Source organism: Pseudomonas sp. RIT778 (assembly GCF_019718735.1).
In the GTDB taxonomy this organism is placed as follows: domain Bacteria; phylum Pseudomonadota; class Gammaproteobacteria; order Pseudomonadales; family Pseudomonadaceae; genus Aquipseudomonas; species Aquipseudomonas aphyarum.
Genome location: NZ_JAIHBA010000031.1, coordinates 88869 through 106833, shown reverse-complemented (window position 1 = coordinate 106833; position 17965 = coordinate 88869). Strand labels below are relative to the sequence as shown.

The window sequence follows — 17965 nt, the reverse complement described above, 5'->3', positions numbered from 1 at the left end:
GTCCCCCGCCGGCCGACGCGCTAGCTTGTTGTCCCGCCGAGGCCTGGCCTCGCAGCAGTTGTTCGAGCAGATCACTGGTGTTCATGACGTCGTCCTCAGGCAAAGGGGTATGACTGCGTCAGGCAACGATAGTCCTCTTGATGCGATGTGCCAGCACCGTTGGGCTGACACCGGGCATCAACCCGGACTCTTTTCCCGGCGCATCTGTGTCACCAGCGTGAAGCGGTCTTCGGGGTGCGTGGTTTCCGATACCACCATCAGGGCGCCGTCCTCGTCACGGTACTGGCGAATGATGTTCAGCCCCGGCGACCCGGCTTCGGCGTTGAGGCTTTTGGCGATCTCCGGACTCAGCAACACCGCGCGTACCTGTTGGTCGACCACGTCGATGTGCCGGCCGAAATGGCGCTCGATCAGCGCGGCGATCAGTTCGTCCGGATGCTGTTCAGCCAGCTCGATGACTTCGGCATAGGTTTCCTGCGCGTAGACATCGGTCCAGCACAGCGGCGCCCGCCGGTTCTCCTCGTCGACGCGAATGCTCGACACGCAAAAATAATGCTCCCCCGGCTCCATGCCCAGGCGTCGGGCCTGGGCGATGTCGGCGACAAAACGGGAGACGTTCTGAATGCTGCGCATCTGGGTTTCCGCCAGGTGCACCAGGTCGGACACCGAGGCCAGCGACTGCGAGTACCCGCCCTTGGGCGAGATGGACTCGACGCGGGTGCCGACCCGCTTGCGCCGCGAGACCAGCCCCTGATTCTGCAACTGCGTAATGGCCGCCCGCACAGTGTGCCGGCTCACGTCGTACAGCTCGCACAGTTCGAACTCGGTCGGCAGCAACGATCCGAGCGGATAGCGACCGCTGGAGATGCCCTCCATCAAGTCTTTTGCAACGACCGCATAGCGCGTGTTCATACCTTTCATCAGTCCCGATGGTTAAGCGAGTTGACAGTGTATCAGCGAGGGCGCAAGAATTATGTACGGACATAATAAATATGTCCGATCAATAACAAACATATTCAGGATTCCCTCATGTCCAGCACTGTCTTCGACTCCGCCCTGTTCCGCGACATGTTCGGCACCGCCGAGATGCGCAGCGTGTTTTCCGACCAAGCCCTGATCGAACGCTACATTGAAGTGGAAGTCGCCCTGGCCCGGGCCGAAGCGCGCTGCGGCGTGATCCCGGCGGCTGCCGCCGAACAGATTGCCGAGCTGGCGACCTATGCCTCGCTCGATCTGGCATTGATGCAGCACGAGACCGAAATCGTCGGTTACCCGATCCTGCCGCTGGTGGAGCAGCTGTCGAAAACCTGCGGTGAAGCCGGCCGTTACGTGCACTGGGGCGCAACTACCCAGGACATCATGGACACCGCCGTCGTCCTGCAAGTCCGCGCCGCGCTGGCCATCGTCGAGCGCGACATTCAAGCGGTGCGCGGCTTGCTCGCCGACCTTGCCAAGCGCTATCGCGACACGCCAATGGCCGGCCGCACGCATTTGCAGCACGCACTGCCGATCACCTTCGGCTACAAGTGCGCGGTGTGGCTGAGCATGTTCGACCGCCACGCCGAACGTCTGGTGGAACTGCGTCCACGGGTGGAAATCGGCCAGTTCGCCGGCGCGGCGGGCACCCTCGCCTCCCTTGGCGACAAAGGCCTGGAAGTGCAGGAAGCGCTGATGGCCGAACTGGGCCTGGGCGTGCCACAAGCCACCTGGCACGTCGCCCGCGATGGTCTGGCGGAAACCCTGAACTTCCTCGGTCTGGTCACCGGCTCGCTGGGCAAGATTGCCCTCGACGTCATGATGATGATGACCAGCGAACTGGGTGAAGTGTACGAGCCGTTCGTCAAGGGCCGTGGCGCCAGCAGCACCATGCCGCAAAAGCGCAATCCGATTTCCTGCGAGCTGATGTATGCCGCTGCCAAAGGCGTGCGCCAGCAGGCGGGTCTGATGCTCGACGCGATGATTCAGGACTTCGAGCGCTCCACCGGCCCATGGCAAGCCGAATGGATCGCCATCCCGGAAGCCTTCGCCCTCAGCGCTGCCTCGCTGGGTCAGGCGAAGTTCATGCTCGCCGGCCTTGAAGTGTGCACCGAGCGCATGCGCAAAAACCTCGACATGACCCAAGGACTGATCGTCGCTGAAGCCGTAATGATGGGGCTGGCGCCGGCACTCGGTCGTCAGGTTGCGCATGACGTGGTCTATGCCGCCTGCCGCATGGCCAACGATCAGGGCACCAGCCTGCTCGACGCGCTGCTGGCCCAGGGTGAAGCCACCGCGCAACTGGATGTCGAGGAACTCAAGCGCCTGACCGATCCGGCCAACTACATCGGCCTTGCGCCGCAGATGGTCGACATCGCCCTGGCGCGTGAGGGTTCGGTCAAACGCTGATCCTCACCGGGCTCGCCGCGCGCGAGCCCTCTGCCCATCGCTCGCCAATAACAACAACGAGACCGCAGACATGACCACCCCCGACAAGAAGCCGCTGTACAAGGACCTGACCTTTCAGGTGATCGCCGCCATGCTGCTGGGGATTGCCTTTGGCTTTCTGGCGCCGGAACTGGCGGCCAGTTTCAAGATTCTCGGCGACATCTTCCTCAAGCTGATCAAGACCGCCGTGGCACCACTGGTGTTCTTCACCGTGGTCCACGGCATCGCCTCGGCCGGCGATATCAAACGCGTGGGCAAAGTCGGCCTGCGTGCGCTGATTTACTTCGAAGTGGTGTCGACCATTGCCCTGGCCATCGGCCTGCTCTGGGGCAACCTGCTGAACATCGGCTCCGGCATGCACGACGCTCACCCGAGCAGCGCCACCGCCGCAGCCGCCAGTGCCGCCGTCGCCAAGGGCCATGCCCCGGCGTCGACTCTGGACTTCATCTACGGGATTTTCCCGGACAACTTCGTCGGCGCCTTTGCCGGCGGGCAATTGCTGCAAGTGCTGGTGATTTCGGTGCTGTTCGGCTTCGCCCTGCTGGCGCTGAAACCGGAACGTCGCAGCGTGATCGAGGATGGCCTGAGCCGGGTCTCGGAGTGCTTCTTCGAGTTCATCAACCTGATCATGAAGTTCGCTCCGCTCGGCGCGTTCGGTTCGGTGGCGTACGCGGTTGGCAGCAACGGCTCGGCGGTGCTGATGTCGCTGGCCAATCTGGTGCTGATGTTCTATGTCGGCGTGGCGTTTTTCATCTTTGTCGTACTGGGTGCGGTCTGCCGTATTTCCGGGTTCAGCCTGTGGCGGTTCCTCAAGTACATCAAGGATGAGATTTTCATCGTGCTCGGCACCGCTTCATCGGAAAGCGCCCTGCCGCGCCTGCTGCAAAAACTCGAGAAGTTCGGTTGCTCGAAACAGAGCGTCGGTCTGGTGTTGCCCACCGGTTATGCGTTCAACCTCGACGGCACCTCCATTTACATGTCGTTGTGCGTGCTGTTTATCGCCAATGCCTACGGGGTGCCGATGAGCTGGGAACAACAACTGGGTACCATCGCGATCATGCTGGTGACCTCCAAAGGCGCGGCGGCGGTGTCCGGTGGCAGCTTCGTGGTGTTCGCCGCGACCGTCACAGCGATTGGCGTACTGCCGGTGGAAGGTCTGGCGCTGCTGTTCGGCGTCTACCGCTTCATGTCGATGGCCATTGCCACCTGCAACACCATCGGCAATAGCGTGGCCACCGTGGTGGTGTCGAAGTGGTCGGGGGAGTTCACCGAGCAGACCGCCAAGGCTGAATACAACCGGGTGTTCGGGCGCAGTCCGGAAGCCGCGCTCTGACGGTTACCGATGTCACATAAAAATGCCCCGGCCCTGCCGGGGTATTTTTTTCAGGGCCAGCTAATCTTCAAGAATGGGTGAACCTTGACCCGGCCCGACCGGTCGATAGCTGCAACCCCGACCCGGTTAGTCGCCACCCTTGCTGCCCAAGGGTTTATGCGGCTTGCTGCACTTTCTGGAGAACGCCTTCGTGATATCGACCGTCCACATCGCCAGGCTCAAGGCCTGGGGCGCCCATGGTTTCACCGCGACCGGCGTGGTCACCGCTTTTCTGGCCACCCTTGCCCTGCTGGAAAACCAGCCGACCCACTGCCTGATGTGGCTGGGCGTGGCGCTGATCGTCGACGGCCTCGACGGGGCGCTGGCGCGCAAGGTCAACGTGCAGTCGGTGCTGCCGAGTTTCGACGGATCGATCCTCGATCTGGTGATCGATTACCTGACCTACGTGTTCATCCCGGCGCTGTTCATCTATCGCTACATTCCCCTGCCCGATTACACCCTGCTGCTGACCGTGTCGCTGATTCTGGTGTCGTCGCTGTTCTGCTTCTGCAACGTCAACATGAAGAGCAAGGACAACTACTTCGTCGGCTACCCTGCTGCCTGGAACGTAGTTGCGTTGTGTCTGTACATCATCGATCCGGGGCCGTGGATCACCTTTCTGACGGTGATTGGCCTGGCGCTGCTGACCGTGACCCGAATGAAGTTTTTGCACCCGTTCCGGGTACGCCGGTTCATGCCGATCAACATTGCGGTGACGGCGATCTGGCTGCTGTGCAGTCTGTCGCTGGTGCTGAACCACCCGGTGATCAACCCGCTGGTGATGGGCCTTTGGCTGCTGGCGTCGGCGTACTTCCTCGGCATCTGCATCTGGCGCACGGCGCTGGAGTGGTTTGACAGTGCGCATCTGAAATAGAGGCCCGTCGGGGTCCTGTGGGAGCGAGCTTGCTCGCGAATGCGGCGTGTCAGCCAACAGAGATGTTGAATGTCAGTCTGCATTCGCGAGCAAGCTCGCTCCCACAATGGCTAACGCTTAGTAATCACCACCTCCAGATACTCACTCGGCAGCACCATCGATTCCGCCCCCGCCCGATTCAGTCCGTCGATCAGTTGCGTCAAATCCCCTTCCAGCGCCTGCCCGCTCTCCGGCGGCAACGCCGCGAACGCCTTGTGCACCGGACCGTACCAGTGGCGAAACACATCAATGAAGTGCGCCGCCGAGCGATAGCGGAAGTTGAAGTGGCGGCGAGTCACCTGCACCTGGAACTGGCGATCGTCGAAATGCGAATGCAGCCAGGCTTCCGCGCCCCAGTTCGAGGGCGGTTGCGCACCGGGTGGCGGCGGCAGATGCCGGCCGAGGGTCTTGAACATCTGGCCGACGAAGCCTTCCGGCGTCCAGTTGGCCAGGCCGATCCGCCCGCCACGACGACAGACCCGCGCCAGTTCCTTGGCCGCCTTGGCCTGATCCGGGGCGAACATCACGCCGAAGGTCGACAACACCGCGTCGAAACTGGAATCGGCAAACGGCAGCGCTTCGGCATCGGCGACCTGAAAGGTCACGTCCAGATGCTCGGCGCGCGCCCGGTCCTGGCCGCGTTCCAGCAACGCCGCGACATAGTCGGTGGACGTCACCAGACAACCACGGCGTGCCGCCGCCAGCGTGGCATTGCCGTTGCCGGCGGCGACATCCAGCACTTCTTCATCGCAGCGCAGGTCGCAGGCTTCGGCGAGGGTTTCGCCGACGATCTGCAAGGTGGTGCCGATCACGGCGTAGTCGCCGCTGGCCCAGGCGACTTTCTGGCGTTCCTTCAGGGCAGTGAGATCAATGGGGGTACTCATGAATGGGTGCTCCGCGGCAGAGGGGTCAATCGGCGGTGGTCGGGTCGATGATGCTCGTCACCCGAGACACGCTGTTGGCTGGAAATCCCCCACGCTTGGCGTGTTCGCGCACCAGCTCTTCGTTGGGTGCGATGTACACGCAGTAGATCTTGTCGGCCGTCACATAACTCTGCAGCCACTGCACCTCTGGCCCGAGTTCACGCAGTACGTTGCAGGACGTTTGCGATACGGCTTTGAGTTCTTGCTCCGATAGCTTTCCGGCTCCTGGAATCTCGCGTTCAATCACGAACTTCGGCATGGCAACCTCGCTTTCTTTTTATGGATGTCAGGGCCGTGGCGGCCCTGCTCGCCCACTATCGCGCGGGCGCTGTCCGGCGTCCCTGCCAATCGTCCGGAGAGCCTGTAAAACCGGGCGCTGGCCGATGAATGGCGGGATTATGTAAAGGCCCCGAAACACTGTCGGGGGGTTGCCAACGCGCCGGCTGATCGGCTCTCATGCAGGCCCTCCCCCGGAACGGAATTCGATCATGTCCTTGCGCTTCGAATGGCTCGCCGATCACATGCAGCACAGCGACACTTACGCGGCATGGATCCATCAACAGTTTCATTACGAATATGCCGAGCAACCCCTGGCCGAATGGCAGCGCGAATTTGCCGAGGGCCAGACCAATGGCGACTGGCGTTGCCTGATTGCGCTGGACGGGGATCGACTGCTGGGCGGTGCGGCACTGGCCCGGGCGGACCTTGCCCTTCGACCGGATCTGGGACCGTGGCTGGCCTGTGTGCTGGTCAGCCCTGAGTCACGCGGCCAGGGTCTGGCAGAAAGGCTGATCGAGGGAATTACTGAAGAAGCGAAACACCGGGGCCTGCCGCGTTTCTACCTGCACACCCAGAGCAAACAGGACTATTACGCCAAACGCGGCTGGACGGTGCTGGAGCGTTTTCACGCCTGGGGCAACGAACAATGGCTCATGGTGCGCGACCTGTGAGCCATTGAGTTTTGCGGTTTACGCAGCGGGCGCCTTGGCCTCTTTGAGCAGCTGTTGAATCATCTGCTCCTGCGCCTGATAACTGCCTTCGCCGAAGTGGGTGTAACGCACCTGCCCCTTGGCGTCGACCAGGTAATGCGCCGGCCAGTACTGGTTATCGAAGTTGCGCCAGATCGCGTAGTTGTTGTCGATGGCCACCGGGTAGGTGATGCCGAGCTTCTTCACCTGATCCTTGACGTTGTCGATGATCCGCTCGTAGCCGTATTCCGGGGTGTGCACGCCGATCACCACTAGGCCGTCCTTGCCGTACTTCTTCTCCCACTCCTTCACATACGGCAGTGTGTGCTGGCAGTTGATGCAGTCGTAGGTCCAGAAGTCCACCAGCACCACTTTGCCGCGCAGGGACTCAGCCGTCAGTTCCGGCGAGTTCAGCCACTGCACCGCGCCGGACAGCGACGGCATCGCGCCTTTGCCGGCTTCGTCTTCGGTCGAGTCCGCACGGACTTTGCTGACGAAGTAGTCCACCACCTTCGGCACGTTTTCCAGCACGCTTTTCTCGACCGACGCCACGCCTTGGGACGAGGTGTTGGCCAGCAGCAGATTATCGGCACCGGTGGCGATCACCGCCGCCGTCGCCAGCACCGCGACACCCGCACCGCGACGGAACCAGCCGGTGAACGGAATCGACGGTTTCAGCCGGTTGACCAGCCCGCGACCGGCGAAGATCAGCGTCCCCAGCGACAACGCACTGCCCGCACCGTAGGCCAGCAGCAACAGGCTGGTCTGGGCGTTGGCGCCTTGCAGCATGGCGCCGGTAAGGATCACGCCGAGGATCGGCCCGGCGCACGGCGCCCACAACAGACCGGTGGCGACACCAATCATGATCGACGCCATCGGGCCGGCTTTTTTCCGGCTGTCCGGGTCGAGGCGATTGCCCAGCAGCACGAAGGGCCGGGCCAGCCAGTCACCGATACGGGCGGAAATCAGCGACAGCGCAAACAGCACCATCACCGCCAGCGCAATGTGGCGACCGGTGTTGCTGGCCTGGATCACCCACTCGCTGCTGACCACCGCCAGACTGGAGATCAGGGCAAAGGTCAGGGCCATGCCGCCGAGGGTCAGCAGGATCGAAGAACGGGTGCGGTCGGCACCGGCGAACAGAAACGGCACCACCGGCAGAATGCACGGACTGAGGACAGTCAACAGACCGCCCAGGAAAGCGATGAGAAACATGAGGTTCACCTTTTGAATGAGGGGTGGTCTGTTGAGTGGTTCGGGGGCCGCCCGTTACGGGCAGCACCCTTCAATCCTCAAGCCGTCTGGTTCTCCAGCCATTGGCTTTGCGGCGTACGGCTGGCACCGTTTTCAGCCACCATCTGGCCTTGCGGCGTATGGCTGGAACCGTCGGCGGCCAGTGTCTGGCCCTGTGGCGTGCGGCTGGAGCCGTCGGCAGCCAGTGTTTGGCCTTGTGGCGTACGACTGGAACCGTCGGCGGCGATCAGGCCGTCGCTGCCCGGCTTGGCCACTGGAGCCAGTTGGAAGCAGGTGCTGCTGCCACAGCTGTTCTGTTCGACAGCGGCGTTGGCGTGGGCCGCGACGCCGGCGAGGGAGAAGGCAACAGCGGTCAGATAGCGCGATACGTTGTTCATGGCGATGTTCCTTTTATAGAGGTGGGTAATCAGTTGTCTTCGTTGCAGCCGTCGGCGAATTTGCGGTAGTCGAGCACCTGGGTCTTGCCGGCCGAGTCGAGGTAGGTCAGGCGGGCGTCGACGATGCCGCAGGTCATCGAGTTGTCCTGTTTCAGCGACACCACTTTCTGGATGTCCAGGTGGCTGCCGTAGGAGTAGGTTTGCGGGGTGACATCGGCTTCGGCGCGGGCCGACAGGGTGCAGATGTTCAAAGCGGCAAACAGGCAAGCGGCAGCGATCGATTTGGTCTTGGTGTTCATGGCGTTTTCCTCGGGGCTTCAATGGTTGAATCGTTGATTTGGCCGAGGCGTTCTGTGTGTGCCTCGATGGAGCTCATTTAAAGCTCGCGAGGTATCGCGCATGTGTCGGCAAATGCCGTGTATAAATCGCTACGTATCCGCACGCGCCCGGGATACACAGCGATACAAAACCCTGTAAAAATCCGCTTTTTGCGTCGGCGTGTATCCGTCACAGCGCTGGATACACTGCAATACAAAGGCAGGCAGGCGGCCTCGCGCAGGCTCGATAGACTGCCCGGCAATCCCCTTTGATTGAGGTTTGGCCCCATGGAACATGTCGATCACATCCTGATCGTCGACGACGACCGCGAGATTCGCGAACTGGTCGGCAATTACCTGAAGAAGAACGGCCTGCGCACCACAGTGGTTGCCGATGGCCGGCAGATGCGCAGTTTTCTGGAAGCCAACACCGTCGACCTGATCGTGCTCGACATCATGATGCCCGGCGACGACGGCTTGCTGCTGTGCCGCGAATTACGCTCGGGCAAACACAGGGCCACGCCGATCCTGATGCTCACCGCGCGCAACGATGAAACCGACCGCATCCTCGGTCTGGAAATGGGCGCCGACGACTACCTGACCAAACCCTTCGCCGCACGCGAGCTGCTCGCGCGGATCAATGCCGTGCTGCGGCGCACACGGATGCTGCCGCCGAATCTGGTGGTCACCGAAAGCGGTCGGCTGCTGGCGTTCGGTCGCTGGCAGCTCGACACGTCGGCCCGGCATCTGCTGGACACCGACGGCACCATGGTCGCGCTCAGTGGCGCGGAATACCGTTTGTTGCGGGTGTTCCTCGACCATCCGCAACGGGTGCTGAGCCGCGATCAGTTGCTCAACCTGACCCAGGGCCGCGACGCCGATCTGTTCGACCGTTCCATCGATCTGCTGGTCAGCCGTCTGCGCCAGCGCCTGCTGGATGACGCCCGCGAACCGGCCTACATCAAGACCGTGCGCAGCGAAGGCTATGTGTTTTCGCTGCCGGTCGAAGTCCTCGGAGCCCCCGCATGAATGTCGCCCTGCGCTGGCCGCGCACCCTCGCCTCCCGCTTGTCGCTGATTTTCCTGATCGGCCTGATCCTCGCTCAGGCGCTGTCGTTCGGCGCGCAATATTACGAGCGCTACGAAAGCGCGAAGAACACCATGCTCGGCAACCTCGAAACCGACGTCTCGACCTCGATTGCCATCCTCGACCGCCTGCCCGCCGAAGAGCGCCCGATGTGGCTCAAGCGCCTGGCCCGCAAGAATTACGGCTATCTGCTGAGCGAGGGTGAACCGGGCACACCGCTGGATCCGCAGGACGTGCCGATTGCCGTCACCTCGATTACCGATGCAATTGGCGAGGCCTATCCGCTGACGTTCACCGACATTCCCGGCCCGAAAAAACACTTTCAGGGCCACCTGCGCCTGAGCGACGGCAGCCCGGTGACCATCGATGTGCGTCCGTCGATGGTGCCGCTGTCGCCGTGGCTGCCGGTGGTGTTGCTCGGACAACTGGCGCTGATGCTCGCCTGCACCTGGCTGGCGGTGCGCATCGCCATCCGCCCCCTCACCCGCCTCGCCAACGCGGTGGAAACCCTCGACCCCAACGCCCACCCGATCAACCTCGACGAAAAAGGCCCGAATGAAGTGGCCTACGCCGCCCGCGCCTTCAACTCGATGCAGGCGCGCATCGCCGCGTACCTGAAAGAGCGCATGCAACTGCTGGCGGCGATCTCCCACGACCTGCAAACCCCGATCACCCGCATGAAACTGCGGGCGGAGTTCATGGACGATTCGGCCGAGAAAGACAAACTGTGGAACGACCTCGGCGAGATGGAACATCTGGTGCGCGAAGGCGTGGCCTATGCCCGCAGCATCCACGGCTCGACCGAGGAAAGCCGACGCACCAATCTGGATTCGTTCCTCGACAGCCTGGTGTTCGACTATCAGGACATGGGCAAGGAAGTGCAATTGAGCGGCAAGAGTGAGGCGGTCATCGACACCCGCCCCCACGCGTTGCGCCGGGTGCTGGTCAACCTGACCGACAACGCGCTGAAGTTCGCGGGGGCTGCCGAGTTGCTGATTCAACGGGACAAGAACGGCCTTTCGATCAAGGTCATGGATCGCGGCCCGGGCATCGCCGAAGAAGAACTGGCCCAGGTGATGGAGCCGTTCTACCGCGTGGAAAACTCTCGTAACCGCAGCACTGGCGGCACCGGGCTGGGGCTGGCGATTGCCCAGCAACTGGCGATGGCGCTGGGCGGTTCGCTGAATCTGAGCAACCGTGAAGGTGGCGGGTTGTGTGCGGAGCTGAAGTTACCCCTGCACACCTAAACCAAACATAAATTCCTGTGGGAGCGGGCTTGCCCGCGAAGGCGTCTGTTCAGTCGATGAATACATTGACTGTACCGGCCTCTTCGTCGGATCGCCGCCCGGACCAAGCCCGCTCCCACAGGATTTGCGGTGTTTGCGAAATCAGGTAATGCCTAACACACCGTCCTCATGCATCTGCCGCAACAACGCCAGACCGCTGTCCATGAACGATGCCGTTACCGGCAAACCCGCCTCCATCGCCAGCCCTTCCAGTTGTTCATGACCGTTCAGCGCAGGGAACTCGCCAATGCGCTGCAACAACCGCCAGGCCAGCGGACTCAGCTCGGAAAACTTCACGTTCCAGTCCGTCGTGCGCCGTACCAACAAAAGCGTCGGCTGGGCTGGTGGCGTGGCCGGTTGATGATCCGGCCCCAGCATCTGCACCGGCCAGGTGTACGCCAACGGCCAGGCCAGTGCCGAAACCTGCAACGACCGCTCCAGCAACTGCGCCGGATCGCTCGCGGGCAAGGCTTCGGCGTCGGACTGCTGCAACACCATTTCCACCCATTCGTAATGCGCCAACTCCACCAGAAAAGCCGGCCATTTAATGTCGCCCAATACGGCCGGCTCCGAGGCGAGGTAACCGACGAACTCCTCAGCGATCTCGCCGAATTTCGGCGTCTGCGCGCGGTAGTCCCGCAGGAAACCGCGGATCAACGTGCGCCAGCGTTCCTGGCCGATGATCCGGATCAGCACCGGAAACGTACCGCCCAGCAGTTGCGAGACATTGTTGAACACCAGGTCGCGATAGACATTGACCCGCGCCGCGTTCATGTCAGCCGGCGGCGCTTCATGGTCTGGATCGCGCAAATAGCGGGTCAACGCCTGTTGTTGCAGCAGAAGATTATCCACGCGAGCCTCCTTCGGCTTGCAGGCGGCGGATGGTTTGCAACTCGGCCACCAGTTCAGAAAACGCCGGGAAATTGAAATCCCGTTCCAGCAAGGTTGGCTGCGCACCGAATCGGCCATAAGCGTCGGCCAGCAACGACCAGACCACCGGTTTGACCGAGGCACCATGGGTGTCGATCTTCAACGTGTCGGACTCGTCGAAATGCCCCGCCACGTGCATCCCGACCACCCGGCCCGGCTCGATGGCAGCCAGAAATGTCTGCGGATCGAAACCGTGGTTGATCGAATTGACGTAGACGTTGTTGACGTCCAGCAGCAGATCGCAATCGGCCTCGCGCAGCACGGCGTTGGTGAAGGTCACTTCGTCCATGTCCTGCCGGGGCGCGGCGTAGTAGGAAACGTTTTCCACCGCCAGCCGCCGGCCGAGAATGTCCTGGGCCTGGCGGATCCGCGCGGCGACGTGGTGTACCGCCTCTTCGGTGAACGGCAACGGCAGCAGGTCGTAGAGGTGACCGTCGTCGCTGCAATAACTCAGGTGCTCGCTGTACAGCGGCACCTTGTGATGATCGAGAAAGGCCCGCACTTCCCGGAGAAAACCGACGTCCAGCGGCGCCGAGCCACCGAGCGACAACGACAATCCGTGGCAGGACAACGGATACCGCTCGGCCAGCTCACGCAACGCGGCGCCATGGGCACCGCCGACGCCGATCCAGTTTTCCGGGGCGACTTCCAGAAAATCGAAATCGCCGGTGCGGGCGGCTTGCAGGTCTTTCATCAGGCCGCGACGCAGGCCGAGGCCGACGCTGGCCTGCAAGGTGGGGTGGGGAATCTGCATGGGCAAGATCTCTGCTGAGGAGCCGCCGGGTGTGGCGACTGACAGGCTCAGTTAAACCGGCGGGTGTATCGCGGCTATGTGGCCAATGCGCGGGAAGTGGCGGGTTTTGTATCGGCGGTGAGTCTGTACACAGTGGGATACAGAACTGCTGCCTTCTTAGCGAACGGCGAGTTACGAATTCATTGACGTATTCGCCGGTTTTCGTTAGCTTTGCCCCCATCGAAGCGACTGACCAGATGAGATTGAGCGCTTCCCAGCAGCGAGAGCTGTAACCGCGCAAGGCGGTTCGCAAGTGGTGTCTGGATCTGCTTTACCGAATCGAAAAAGGCGCCTTTGGCGCCTTTTTTCGTTTCTGGGGTCAGCGTTTGGTGGAGGTCGGTTGACGAAGGTAGACCTTACCGCACAGCAGCATAAATCCCATTTTCCCGAATAGCCTGGGCGGCTTTTCAGTCTGGTGGTAGGCGCTTTCCACGACCAGATTGAGATCTTGCGGCTTCCCTTCTGCAGCACGGCGTAACTCAAAAAAGACATGGTAGGGCCCGCTCGGATCCTCAATCGTGATGGAGTACGCCCAGTTTCGCATCGCCGCCGTTTCACGGACCTTCGCCTGTGGATGATTCAACGCCTTGATCACTGGCGGCAGTGACAGTGAAAGGCGGTAGCGGATCATGCAAAAGGTACGCTGGCGCTGGGCATGGTCGAGCAGGATTGGCTCTTCAGCCGGATGTAAAGTTTGATCGTAACCCTTGCTGAAACAATGATTCGTAAAAGTGACATGCACGCGTAAATCACGCTTCGCCAATTGGCTCTGAATCGTGAATGTAAAGGGTTCGAGATGAGAAAGGTTGTACGTCAATCCGCCTATGCACAGCGGTGGAAAGTAGGCGGTCAATTCGCTCTCCGTTGCATCCAATGCATTAATTTATTGCTGCGCTTTGGCTCACGTTCACCATTGGTGAGTAACTCGGCAAGAAGACAGAGCTCATACCTTGTAGCGGGGACGGTTTCTCGGCGGATGCAATCAGTCTGTGCGAGGAAGTGGCTTCGGACTTCGCAGATAAACAAAGACTTCAGCACTCAAAAGTCCTTGCCTCGACCGAGTCGATTCAGAATATGGGATAGCGTCACGTCGAAGGTGTAGGCAACGTCTGCGTGTTGCGTAAGGAAGTGCGCCTATCGTGCTTTTCAGCAGACGTCGTCTTGCTGGCCTTTCTTTCAGCGCAGGCGTCCCCGTCAAAAAAAGCGCTGGAACTGGCCTTCGATCTGCCGGCCTTGTTAGGGCGTATCCACGCACCGTCGCGATACACAACGATTCACAGCCTCGAAATCAACGCAACCCGCTCCCACCGGCGCCAACAGCGGCTAGACTCAATCAGTACCCAGTCGAGGGGGACGCAGGACAGCAGTGTCGCCCTGCCCGTTTCCACGACCACCGCCCGGTGGTGAATGCCTCGACCCCCAACGCCACCGGACTGTGATCCTGTCAAAGGAGCACATGAAATGGACGAGGCCAGACTCAACGAATTCATGGGCAAACTGGTCAACGACATGGGCGGCGCGGCGATGCTGGCCAATGTCATTGTCGGCGAAGAACTCGGCCTGTATCGGGCGATGGCCGACAGCCAGCCGGTCAGCCCCGAATCCCTCGCAGCAAAAACCACCTGCAACCCGCGACTGGTGCGCGAATGGCTGAGCGCCCACGCGGCGTCCGGCTACATGGAACACCACGACGGCAAGTTTCGTCTGCCGGAAGAACAGGCGCTGGCCCTGGCCAAGGAAGATTCGCCGGTGTACGTGGCCGGCGGCCTCGGGGTGGTGGCGTCGTTTTTCCATGACAAGGACAAACTGGTCAAAGCCATGCGCGGCAACGGCGCCCTGCCCTGGGGCGATCACCATCCGTGCATGTTCACCGGCACCGAACGATTCTTCCGCCCCGGCTACAAGGGGCATTTGATCGCCGAGTGGCTGCCGGCGCTGGACGGTGTGGTGGCCAAACTCGAAGAAGGCGCCAAGGTCGCCGACATCGGCTGCGGTCACGGTGCGTCCACGGTGATCATGGCTCAGGCCTATCCCAACTCGCGGTTCGTCGGCTTCGACTATCACGCGCCTTCGATCACCGTCGCCACCCAACGGGCCGAAGAAGGCGGCGTTAGCAGTCGCGCGCGGTTCTTCCAGGGCACCGCGAAAAGCTATCCCGGCGATGACTATGACCTGATCTGCTATTTCGACTGCCTGCACGACATGGGCGATCCGGTCGGCGCTGCCAAACATGCCTTTGAATCCCTGAAAGACGACGGCACCGTGCTGCTGGTCGAGCCGTTTGCCAACGACACCCTGGACGAAAACATCACGCCGGTCGGGCGCTTGTTCTATGCCGCGTCGACGTTCATCTGCACGCCAAACTCGCTGTCCCAGGAAGTGGGACTCGGTCTCGGTGCGCAGGCGGGCGAGTCGCGCTTGCGCAAAGTGTTTACCGAAGCGGGCTTCAAACACTTCCGGCGGGCGACGCAGACGCCGTTCAACCTGATTCTGGAGGCTCGCAAGTAACCTCGGCAGCGGACGCCTCTGAAAAGAGGCGTCCGTCGGTGCTAACCTGCAAGGCACTTACAGCCTGCGGAGCGCTGATCATGCTCGACCGTCCCCTCCCCGACCCGCTCGACTATCTGCAACAGGTCATGGCCGACGGCGACTTCATTGTGCTGACCGGCGCCGGCATCAGCACGCCGTCAGGCATCCCGGATTATCGCGACACTGACGGCGTACGCCGTGGCCGGCAGCCGATGATGTACCAGGAATTCCTCGCCGCCCCGGAATCGCGCCGCCGCTATTGGGCCCGGGCCATGCTCGGCTGGCCGCGCGTACGTCAGGCGCGGCCGAACGCCGCCCATGAGGCGCTGGCCAGTCTGCAAAGCCACGGGCGGATTGGCGGCCTGATTACCCAGAATGTCGACACCCTGCACGATCAGGCTGGCAGTCACGACGTCATCGAGCTGCACGGCAGCCTGCACCGGGTGCTGTGTCTGGATTGCGGCCAGCGCAGCGAGCGGGATTCGATTCAGCACTTGATGGAAACGCAGAATCCATATCTGGCGGGTGTCGATGCCGTGCAGGCACCGGACGGCGACACCCTGCTCGACCCGGCCTTCGAGGCACGCTTTCAGGTGCCGCATTGCCCGCATTGCGCTGGCGAGCGGATGAAACCGGATGTGGTGTTTTTTGGTGAGAACGTGGCGCAGCCGACAGCGGCGCGGGCCATGGCGCTGGCGGAAAATGCCGCCGGGATGCTGGTGGTCGGTTCGTCGCTGATGGCGTATTCGGCGTTTCGCCTGTGCCGGGTGATTGCGGATCGGGGCAAGCCGCTGATTGCGATCAATCTGGGGAAGACGCGGGCGGATGAGTTGCTGGATTTGAAGATTGAAGCGTCCTGCGAACAGCTATTGCCGCTACTGACACAACGCCTGACTTCGTGACCTCCCAAAGTCAGTGCTCAGCCTTGAGAATGTCAAAAAGCGCCTGCGCCGCCGCCGACAATTCATTCCCCGGATCCGTCAGCACGCCAATCGCCCGCTCCACCACCGGCTCGTGCAAGGTCAGGCAATGCGCGCCCAGTTCGCGCATCTGCCCGGCACACAACGCCGGCACCGCACTCACGCCCAGCCCGCTCGCCACCATCCGCCCGACCGTCGCCAGTTGATGGCTTTCAAATTCCACCGGCAGTTTCATCCCTCGGGCCTGCAAGTGTTCTTCCAGCATCACCCGAACCGTGGATGGTCGTTGCAGGGTGATGAACGGTTCCTGCAACAAGGTCTGCCAATCAATGTCGCTCCGGGTGGCCAGCGGCGAATCCTGCGGCACGACGGCGACGAAGCGATCCCGGTAAAGCGGCGTGAAGGTCAGCGAGGTGCTCTGCATCGGCTCGAAGGCCACGCCGAGTTCCACCTGACGATCGCGGACCATTTCCAGCACTTGCTCGTTGATCACGTCGTTGACCGTGACGTTGACGTTCGGATAACGCGCGCGGAAGGTCTTGAGGATCGGCGGCAGCAGGTTGCCGGCAAACGATGGCATCGCCGCCAGCGTCACCCGCCCGCGCTGAAGGCTGAAGCGCTGGCGCATTTCGTCTTCGGCGTTGTCCCAGTCGGCGATCAGGCGCCGGGCCAGCGGCAGCAGCGATTCGCCCTCCGGGGTCAACGCCACGTTGCGCGTGTTGCGGCTGAACAGGCGCCCGCCCAGGCCTTCTTCCAGCGCCTTGATGGTCAGGCTCAGCGCCGATTGCGAGAGGTGCAGGCGCTCGCAGGCCACGGCGAAGCTCAGGCTCTGGGCCACGGCAAGAAAGGCGCGGATCTGCTTGATGGTCATGAACGATTCACTCAAGGGACTAAGCTGAACACCTCATTGATCGTTCCCACGTCGAGGCGTCGAACCGTCTGCGTGGTAACGCAGCCCGTGACGCTCCGCGTCACTGGGACGCGGAGCGTCCCTAGAGGCATTCCCACGCAGAGCGTGGGAACGATCAACGAGGTTAATTATTGAGCTTTATCAATCAATCAACCTTAAAAATCAACTTAACAAATATATCCTTCAGCGCGACACTCCAGTCATTCGGCTAGCCAGCCGCCCGACAAACAATAAAAGAGGTGCATATGGCAGGTTTCGACAAGCGCGTGTATTCCTACGAGGAAGCCATGGCAGGTCTTGAAGACGGCATGACCGTGATCGCCGGCGGCTTCGGCCTGTGCGGCATTCCGGAAAACCTGATCGCCGAGATCAAGCGCAAGGGCACCCGCGACCTCACCGTCGTCTCCAACAACTGCGGCGTTGATGGCTTCGGCCTCGGCGTGCTGCTGACCGACCGCCAGATCAGCAAGGTGGTCGCCTCCTACGTCGGCGAAAACAAACTGTTCGAAGAGCAACTGCTCAAAGGCGACATCGAAGTCGTCCTGACTCCGCAAGGCACCCTCGCCGAAAAAATGCGCGCAGGCGGCGCCGGCATCCCGGCCTTTTTCACCGCAACCGGCGTCGGCACTCCGGTTGCCGAAGGCAAGGAAGTGCGTGAATTCCACGGTCGCAAGTACCTGATGGAAGAGTCCATCACCGGCGACTTCGCCATCGTCAAAGGCTGGAAAGCCGACCACTTCGGCAACGTCATCTACCGCCACACCGCCCAGAACTTCAACCCGCTGGCCGCCACCGCCGGCAAGATCACCGTGGTCGAAGTCGAAGAAATCGTCGAACCCGGCGAGCTGGATCCGGCACACATCCACACGCCCGGCATCTACGTCGACCGGGTCATTTGCGGCACGTTCGAAAAACGCATCGAACAACGCACCATCCGCAAATAATCCAGGCTGACAGAGAACA

General features: G+C 61.7%; 19 protein-coding genes and 1 pseudogene. 9 read left to right on the top strand and 11 right to left on the bottom strand.

Annotation, left to right across the window (positions count from 1 at the left end):
• Together K5E37_RS29500 and K5E37_RS21715 are read right to left on the bottom strand one after the other, a co-directional pair.
• Window positions 1-85: pseudogene (locus tag K5E37_RS29500) on the bottom strand (DUF533 domain-containing protein); the annotation flags it as partial.
• 92 nt (window positions 86-177) lie between these two features.
• Entirely contained in the window at window positions 178-912 is a 735-nt protein-coding gene (locus tag K5E37_RS21715) for a GntR family transcriptional regulator (RefSeq protein ID WP_064595351.1), read from the bottom strand.
• A gap of 117 nt (window positions 913-1029) precedes the next feature.
• On the opposite strand from K5E37_RS21715, the gene K5E37_RS21710 reads away from it, so the two are divergent.
• The 3 genes from K5E37_RS21710 to pcsA all read left to right on the top strand — a co-directional run bounded on the left by K5E37_RS21710 (window position 1030) and on the right by pcsA (window position 4670).
• A complete protein-coding gene (locus K5E37_RS21710) occupies window positions 1030-2385 on the top strand; it encodes an adenylosuccinate lyase family protein (protein WP_221535111.1) in 1356 nt (451 codons plus the stop codon).
• Between the two features lie 70 nt (window positions 2386-2455).
• Window positions 2456-3757, top strand: coding sequence for a cation:dicarboxylate symporter family transporter (locus tag K5E37_RS21705; protein ID WP_221535110.1), 1302 nt, complete (start codon window positions 2456-2458; stop codon window positions 3755-3757).
• Window positions 3758-3947: 190 nt separating this feature from the next.
• Complete coding sequence (pcsA, locus tag K5E37_RS21700) at window positions 3948-4670, top strand: phosphatidylcholine synthase (protein WP_221535109.1); 723 nt, start codon at window positions 3948-3950, stop codon at window positions 4668-4670.
• Window positions 4671-4780: 110 nt separating this feature from the next.
• Here pcsA and K5E37_RS21695 read toward each other — a convergent pair whose 3' ends face one another.
• Both K5E37_RS21695 and K5E37_RS21690 read right to left on the bottom strand, forming a co-directional pair.
• The gene (locus K5E37_RS21695) at window positions 4781-5593 is read right to left on the bottom strand and encodes a class I SAM-dependent methyltransferase (RefSeq protein ID WP_007957178.1); all 813 of its coding nucleotides are present in this window, start codon (window positions 5591-5593) and stop codon (window positions 4781-4783) included.
• Window positions 5594-5618: 25 nt separating this feature from the next.
• Complete coding sequence (locus tag K5E37_RS21690) at window positions 5619-5891, bottom strand: DUF4242 domain-containing protein (protein WP_007957179.1); 273 nt, start codon at window positions 5889-5891, stop codon at window positions 5619-5621.
• A gap of 229 nt (window positions 5892-6120) precedes the next feature.
• Here K5E37_RS21690 and K5E37_RS21685 point away from each other — a divergent pair, with 229 nt between their 5' ends.
• On the top strand, window positions 6121-6582 hold the full coding sequence (locus K5E37_RS21685; protein ID WP_221535108.1) for a GNAT family N-acetyltransferase: 462 nt from the start codon (window positions 6121-6123) through the stop codon (window positions 6580-6582).
• An 18-nt stretch (window positions 6583-6600) separates the two neighbouring features.
• Here the strand turns inward: K5E37_RS21685 and K5E37_RS21680 are convergent, their stop codons facing one another.
• The 3 genes from K5E37_RS21680 to K5E37_RS21670 form a co-directional block, all read right to left on the bottom strand.
• Window positions 6601-7815, bottom strand: coding sequence for a cytochrome c biogenesis protein DipZ (locus tag K5E37_RS21680; protein WP_221535107.1), 1215 nt, complete (start codon window positions 7813-7815; stop codon window positions 6601-6603).
• Window positions 7816-7892: 77 nt separating this feature from the next.
• Window positions 7893-8231 (bottom strand): hypothetical protein, encoded by a 339-nt coding sequence (locus tag K5E37_RS21675; protein WP_221535106.1) that lies wholly within the window; start codon window positions 8229-8231, stop codon window positions 7893-7895.
• A gap of 29 nt (window positions 8232-8260) precedes the next feature.
• A complete protein-coding gene (locus K5E37_RS21670) occupies window positions 8261-8530 on the bottom strand; it encodes a DUF2790 domain-containing protein (RefSeq protein WP_007956290.1) in 270 nt (89 codons plus the stop codon).
• Window positions 8531-8836: 306 nt separating this feature from the next.
• Between K5E37_RS21670 and K5E37_RS21665 the strand changes: the two genes are divergently transcribed.
• Both K5E37_RS21665 and K5E37_RS21660 read left to right on the top strand, forming a co-directional pair.
• The gene (locus tag K5E37_RS21665) at window positions 8837-9577 is read left to right on the top strand and encodes a response regulator (protein ID WP_085607563.1); all 741 of its coding nucleotides are present in this window, start codon (window positions 8837-8839) and stop codon (window positions 9575-9577) included.
• Window positions 9574-10881, top strand: a complete 1308-nt coding sequence (locus K5E37_RS21660) for an ATP-binding protein (RefSeq protein WP_221535105.1) — start codon at window positions 9574-9576, stop codon at window positions 10879-10881. The genes K5E37_RS21665 and K5E37_RS21660 overlap by 4 nt, the downstream gene beginning before the upstream one ends.
• Window positions 10882-11022: 141 nt before the next feature.
• Here the strand turns inward: K5E37_RS21660 and K5E37_RS21655 are convergent, their stop codons facing one another.
• The 3 genes from K5E37_RS21655 to K5E37_RS21645 form a co-directional block, all read right to left on the bottom strand.
• Window positions 11023-11772 (bottom strand): DUF2063 domain-containing protein, encoded by a 750-nt coding sequence (locus tag K5E37_RS21655; RefSeq protein WP_221535104.1) that lies wholly within the window; start codon window positions 11770-11772, stop codon window positions 11023-11025.
• Window positions 11765-12604: a DUF692 domain-containing protein gene (locus tag K5E37_RS21650; RefSeq protein ID WP_221535103.1), complete on the bottom strand. Its 840-nt coding sequence runs from the start codon at window positions 12602-12604 to the stop codon at window positions 11765-11767. Before K5E37_RS21650 ends, K5E37_RS21655 begins: the two co-directional genes overlap by 8 nt.
• A 358-nt stretch (window positions 12605-12962) precedes the next feature.
• On the bottom strand, window positions 12963-13496 hold the full coding sequence (locus K5E37_RS21645) for a hypothetical protein (protein ID WP_221535102.1): 534 nt from the start codon (window positions 13494-13496) through the stop codon (window positions 12963-12965).
• 608 nt (window positions 13497-14104) lie between these two features.
• On the opposite strand from K5E37_RS21645, the gene K5E37_RS21640 reads away from it, so the two are divergent.
• Together K5E37_RS21640 and K5E37_RS21635 are read left to right on the top strand one after the other, a co-directional pair.
• On the top strand, window positions 14105-15151 hold the full coding sequence (locus K5E37_RS21640; protein WP_085607571.1) for a class I SAM-dependent methyltransferase: 1047 nt from the start codon (window positions 14105-14107) through the stop codon (window positions 15149-15151).
• 80 nt (window positions 15152-15231) lie between these two features.
• Window positions 15232-16074 carry an NAD-dependent protein deacetylase gene (locus K5E37_RS21635; protein ID WP_221535101.1) on the top strand — a complete coding sequence of 281 codons (843 nt, stop codon included), beginning with the start codon at window positions 15232-15234 and terminating at the stop codon, window positions 16072-16074.
• 10 nt (window positions 16075-16084) lie between these two features.
• Here the strand turns inward: K5E37_RS21635 and K5E37_RS21630 are convergent, their stop codons facing one another.
• Window positions 16085-16963, bottom strand: a complete 879-nt coding sequence (locus K5E37_RS21630; RefSeq protein ID WP_221535100.1) for a LysR family transcriptional regulator — start codon at window positions 16961-16963, stop codon at window positions 16085-16087.
• Between the two features lie 284 nt (window positions 16964-17247).
• Between K5E37_RS21630 and K5E37_RS21625 the strand changes: the two genes are divergently transcribed.
• A complete protein-coding gene (locus tag K5E37_RS21625) occupies window positions 17248-17946 on the top strand; it encodes a CoA transferase subunit A (RefSeq protein WP_007956274.1) in 699 nt (232 codons plus the stop codon).
• Window positions 17947-17965: the final 19 nt, after the last annotated feature.